The sequence below is a fragment of the Thermotoga sp. genome (assembly GCF_021162145.1).
Lineage (GTDB): Bacteria > Thermotogota > Thermotogae > Thermotogales > Thermotogaceae > Thermotoga.
The window spans coordinates 1-3,432 of record NZ_JAGGZH010000148.1; the positions used below are offsets into that span (position 1 = coordinate 1).

General features: G+C 41.2%; 2 protein-coding genes. One reads left to right on the forward strand and one right to left on the reverse strand.

Annotation, left to right across the window (positions count from 1 at the left end; translation table 11 throughout):
- Window positions 1–918 (reverse strand): radical SAM protein (locus tag J7K79_RS09065; RefSeq protein WP_296907833.1); only part of this gene is annotated, 918 nt, incomplete at its 3' end.
- Between the two features lie 1,127 nt (window positions 919–2,045).
- Between J7K79_RS09065 and J7K79_RS09070 the strand changes: the two genes are divergently transcribed.
- Window positions 2,046–3,432, forward strand: a 1,387-nt coding sequence (locus tag J7K79_RS09070) for a hypothetical protein (protein WP_296907835.1), incomplete at its 3' end; no start/stop codon positions are given.

Below are 3,432 nucleotides of genomic sequence, written 5' to 3' on the forward strand. Positions count from 1 at the left end.
GAAGTTGAGGATATTCAGAGATTCCCGATCCCTGATCTCGTAGACCTTCCTGAAAAAGGATTCTCTGTTGTTTGATCCAAAAATCCATCTGAAATATACCCTTGTTCTATCTTTCGGAAATCGTTCCAGAACGTCCAGAAACTCTTCCACACGATGGAAGTTGTCGGGTCCTACATTCATCCTGAACGTGACCTGAAGTTTCTCTGTAACCCTGAAGAGATTCTCCAGATTTTCCACAATGGTGTTGAAAGTTCTTCCACCACCCTTCAAAGGTCTGTACCTATCGTGAACATCTTTAGGACCATCGATCGTTATTTGAACGCTTCTGATTTCGAGCTCATCAAGCCATTCCGCCTTTTCTCTGTCAAGAAGGTATCCGTTTGTTGACATAGAGGAGTAAAAATTCACATTGTTTTCCCTCCATGCTTCTATCAACGATGAGTTTATGAACTTCACCACGTCGAAACACAAAAGAGGTTCTCCTCCGAACCAGCCTACACTTATAGATTTTTTAACTCGAATTAGTCTTTTCAGGTAGTCCACAATTCTTTCTGCCATTTTCGCTGTCATCGAAGGACCTGCCTTCGATTCATAGCAGTAGATACAATCAAAATTACATGCCAGAGTGGGTATGATCGTGATCATAACCGAGGAAGAATCATAACGGGTCGTTCTGTTCATAAGTTTTAGATGCTCTATCTCGTCAAAGTCTTTATCAACGATATATCCACCGTAGATCAAATCTTTCTTTATGGAGAACCATTCTTCAGGGATCTCTCCGTTTGGATCTTTGAGAATCTTTTCTGCAATTTCTGCTTTGCCTTTTTCCAAACGCGCGATTGCTCTGGTTAGAAAATTCACAAACACAACATAGTCGCCATCCCTGAAGATCACATTGTACCTTGAAGGTTTGAACATGAAAGATCACCCCTCAGTTTTTCGCAAACAGCTGGTACAGTTCACGTTTGGAGGGCACACCAGACAACCAGCACACATATCATCAAAGCATCCAGAACAGTTCAGATCCCAGCAATCACAATTGGGATTTGTGGAACAGCAAAGAGGAGAAAGAGAGTTGTCCGGAAAATTCAAAAACTCCATGTTATTACCCCCATGGTAAATACTTTTTAGCATGCACAATCGTTGCACACCATGTTTATGCAATCACAGTTGCCGTTCTTATCACAACACATGATATCTTCAACTGGTTTAAAAACCTCTAATGGATCGTTCAAGAATTCCATAAGTTTTCACCCTCCTTCTTATGGCACAATACACAATGTACAGAGAGCGTTACAATCACATACTGCATTGCATGAAGGGTCACATATCCCGTTACAATCTGGATTGAAACACTCAGAACAGTTCCCATTACTTTGACAACACTCCAGACCAATTTCTCCCATGGTCGGGTTATTTAAAAATTCCATGGTTTACCTCCTTTCTAAATTTTTTATTTTGCTCTCCTAAGTCGATGATTTCTGCAGACAGCACCACATTTCTCGTATATAGTTTGCAGTCCCATCCTCACTCGCTTTTTGCGCTCTGGGAATATGTTCCATTTTCTGTCTTAGTTTTGTCGGCGAGACGTAACGGCACCAGGACCAAAAGATTGCACAAGTTTCCATTAGGCTCCATGACTGAATTTGTTTCTCTGGAAGGTTTCTAACACAAGCATATTCTCACTATAAGCACAGAAGCTATCTAGATAGTTTAACAATCCGTTTGTTTCTGTTTTGCTCATAAATATGTTCGATATCAAACCAGCTGGTGGAGATGGTAAACTATCGGTAGCATCATTTGCTCCTGTTTCGGCAGCGAAGATCAAAGCGCATGCGAAAATAAAGATAATAATGATCGCCAAAATTTTTCTCATTTCCCCACCCCTAGGTGGATACTAATACAATCTATATGGTTTTCAAGCTTTACAAACAATTTGTGAGTATTCCGGAATTAGCTTTTGAGGACGTGTTTGAAGTGTAATTTTTTTTGTAAACTTGAGGAACCTGGATTTTTTCGTGTATAACAGAAACAGGGGGGATGAAATGAAGAGAATACCGGGTATCCTTCTGCCAATTTTCACATATGGTTCTTTTGCTCTCCCTTTTGTTAACTATCTTCTCGAAAATGATTTTCCCGAAAACTGGAAAGTTTTTGCGCAAGCGTTCAAATATATATGGAAAGGTGAATATGAAACAGCTCTTCAAATGATAGAAGGAGCTCTGAAAATCTGCAGGTCAACGACGGCGAGAGATATTTTAATGGCAAAGAAATTGGGTATCTCCAGAAACCTGGGAAGACCTGATGTGAAGCTATACGAGTACTTGAAAAAGAGGCTCGCCTTGATGTCAAAAACGGCTCGTAATATTGCTTTACCCGTGTTGATAAACGCCGAAGCGTTCGGTATATCACCTGCACGATTTGTGAGAATATGGGGAAGAGAGTACGAGATAAATGATCCAACATCTTCATTTTTGCATCTTGCGAAAGCAAGGAAGCTCGCAGAGCAAGGCGAAATCTCGAAAGCGATATCCCACTACCTTCAGTCGTACAAACGCTCAAGAGCTGTACCTCACCCATCCGGTATGATCAGCGCTTTAAACGGTATGGCATGGAGAATAAGAGAGATTCACCCCATCTGGGCTCATTCCATCGCACAAAAGGCGGTGTTCTGGCTCGGATACTATCGTGAAGAGACAGGCAACCTTTTCGATGCTCTTGATACTTTACTTATAATTGAAAAGCGCCTTGGTCTTGTTTCTACTGCGTTTACGGCAAAGATAATCACATCTTTCACTGTTCCAGAGGTCTACACGAAACTTTTAGATGAGGCTAGAGTGTTGGTGCCCCACTATAACGTGTCAATGTATCCAAACACGGAAGAACTGAGAACTTTCATTAAAAGCACGGTAGGAACATACAGAAAGGAGAGGGTATCAGCCGGTAGGCTTTCCGAGATTATAAATGGAAAAACGCGAGGCATCAAGGGAAATACTCTGAGAAAGTTAATAAAGCCTCCTGTAGACATTAAAGCACCTTTTCCCATGTACAACGAATGGGTGAAATTGGAGATAGAAGCAAGGTTCAAAGAAGCGATAAAGAGCATAAAAGATATGCCGCCTTTGGAAAGAAAGAGGCAGTTTTTATCAACTTATATGGCACAGATCAGGGAAGAAAAGCTTTGCATATCAAGGAAGGATAAGCTCAAAAAAGCGTTTGGGCTGCTCGACCGTATCGAAAAATTCGAAGAGCTTATGGGAAAAAAGCACGAGACGATGGAATTCCTCGTCTCGATGGTAAAAGCCCATCCTTTCATTGAGGGAAGGAAAGAGGCAGTAAAGAAAGCCATTAAAAGGATGGGAGGAAGGAAGCTGGAAGAATTCACTCTGAAATACATTGAAATGAAAGAATCTGACAGAAAACTCCTTGATA